This is a genomic window from Arthrobacter sp. Dra40, from assembly GCF_059091905.1.
Window position 1 is genome coordinate 1 of record NZ_JBNHHB010000464.1, and the last position, 1,633, is coordinate 1,633.

At 64.2% G+C, this 1,633-nt stretch carries 3 protein-coding genes and 1 pseudogene; all 4 read right to left on the bottom strand.

Annotated features, from left to right (window positions below; genetic code table 11):
* On the bottom strand, nt 1-620 hold a 620-nt coding region (locus tag AC5RWT_RS37195; RefSeq protein ID WP_494084588.1), incomplete at its 3' end, for a carboxyvinyltransferase.
* A gap of 88 nt (nt 621-708) precedes the next feature.
* Nucleotides 709-1,140, bottom strand: coding sequence for a DUF2550 domain-containing protein (locus AC5RWT_RS37200; protein ID WP_494084589.1), 432 nt, complete (start codon nt 1,138-1,140; stop codon nt 709-711).
* Between the two features lie 6 nt (nt 1,141-1,146).
* On the bottom strand, nt 1,147-1,443 hold the full coding sequence (locus tag AC5RWT_RS37205; protein WP_493966156.1) for a F0F1 ATP synthase subunit epsilon: 297 nt from the start codon (nt 1,441-1,443) through the stop codon (nt 1,147-1,149).
* 5 nt (nt 1,444-1,448) lie between these two features.
* A pseudogene (locus tag AC5RWT_RS37210) lies at nt 1,449-1,633 on the bottom strand (F0F1 ATP synthase subunit beta); the annotation flags it as partial.

Consider the following 1,633-nt stretch of genomic DNA (forward strand, 5'->3'; position numbering starts at 1 on the left):
GCGCCCATCGAGACCAGCAGGTCAGCGATATCGGTGATCTCCGGTTCCCGCGCGGCATTGTCGATCACCGTCACGCCCCGGGCCAGCGTAGCGGCCATCATCAGGTTCTCGGTCGCACCGACGGATGGATACGGCAGCCGGTGGTGGGTGCCGTGCAGTCCCTGCGGGGCCTTGGCCACGAGGTAGCCATGGTCGATGCTGATTTGGGCACCCATTTGTTCCAGCCCGGCCCGGTGCATGTCCAGTCCGCGGCTGCCGATGGCATCTCCCCCGGGCAGCGCCACCTCGGCCTGGCGGCACCGGGCCACGAGCGGACCCAGCACCGAAATGGACGCACGCATGGCGCGGACAAGGTCGTAGTCGGCCTGGTGCCCCGGCGTGGCCGGGACGTCAATATGGACGCTGGCAGCGTCGACGTCGTAATCCACCACGCAGCCAAGCCTGCGCAGCAGCTCGGACATGATCCAGACGTCCTGGATGTCGGGGACGTTGGTGATGGTGGAACGGCCCTCAGCCAGCAGGACCGCAGCCATCAGTTTCAAGACGCTGTTCTTGGCGCCAGAGACTTCCACCCGCCCGTTGAGGGAGCTGGGCCCGTGCACCACAATCACGTCATCCATGAAAACCATCCTACGGTCGCGGCACGGTTGTGCTTGTTAAACGGCTGACGGCGCGGCTCCCGGGGAGACCGCGCCGTAGAGCCTTCGCTTAACGCCAGGTGCCGATGCCGATCACGGGTCCGGCTTCGAGCCAGGACGAGAGACCGGCATAAACGTCGAAGGTCATGGCCATCGACAGGTCCTGTTTCTCATGCGTGAGCATGACAACGATTGATCCGGGCTGGATTTTTGCCCGTTCAGCTTCCGTCGGTTGGCGCCACCCTTGCAGTTCCAGCGAGCTCCGCCGGAATTTGTAGCGGGGCTTGGGACTCAACGACAACAGACGCAGCCACTCCAAATGAGTGTCCGTATAACGACAAACCCCCATCTGCCAGCTGTTAGGCAGCATGGCGATGGAGGCGTCGAAGGTGCCCAGGGCGCGCCGCAGTTGGTAGCGGCGCACCCCGAAGGCGATCAGTGCCAGAACCAGCAGCAGGAAAACTGCCGCCAGTAAGGCGAACGTGATGTCGAGTCCGTTCACCGGGGGCTAGCGGGTCCCCGCAGCAGCCCCGCCGTCAACCGTCGCATTGTCTGCGACGATGACAACCCGGTTGCTGTCGACGGAGAAGAACCCGCCGTCGACCTTCACGTTGATGCGCTCACCGGAGACCGGCTCGATGGCCAGCTCGCCGGCGGCCAGGACGGCCAGCACCGGGCTGTGCCCGGGCAGGATCCCGATCTCGCCGTCGCTGGTCCGCGCCTTGACCATTGTTGCCGGCCCGGACCACACGAAGTGGTCCGCGGCAACAATCTCAACTTCCAGTTCAGCAGAAATATTAGCCACAGGCCTTACTTCCCGGTCTGTTCCTGGATCTTGGCCCACTGGCGCTCGACGTCGTCCAAGCCGCCCACGTTGAAGAAGGCCTGCTCGGCAATGTGGTCGAGTTCGCCGTCGCAGATGGCCTTGAAGCCTTCCACGGTGTCCTTGATGGAGACCGTGGAACCCTCGACGCCGGTGAACTGCTTGGCGGTGT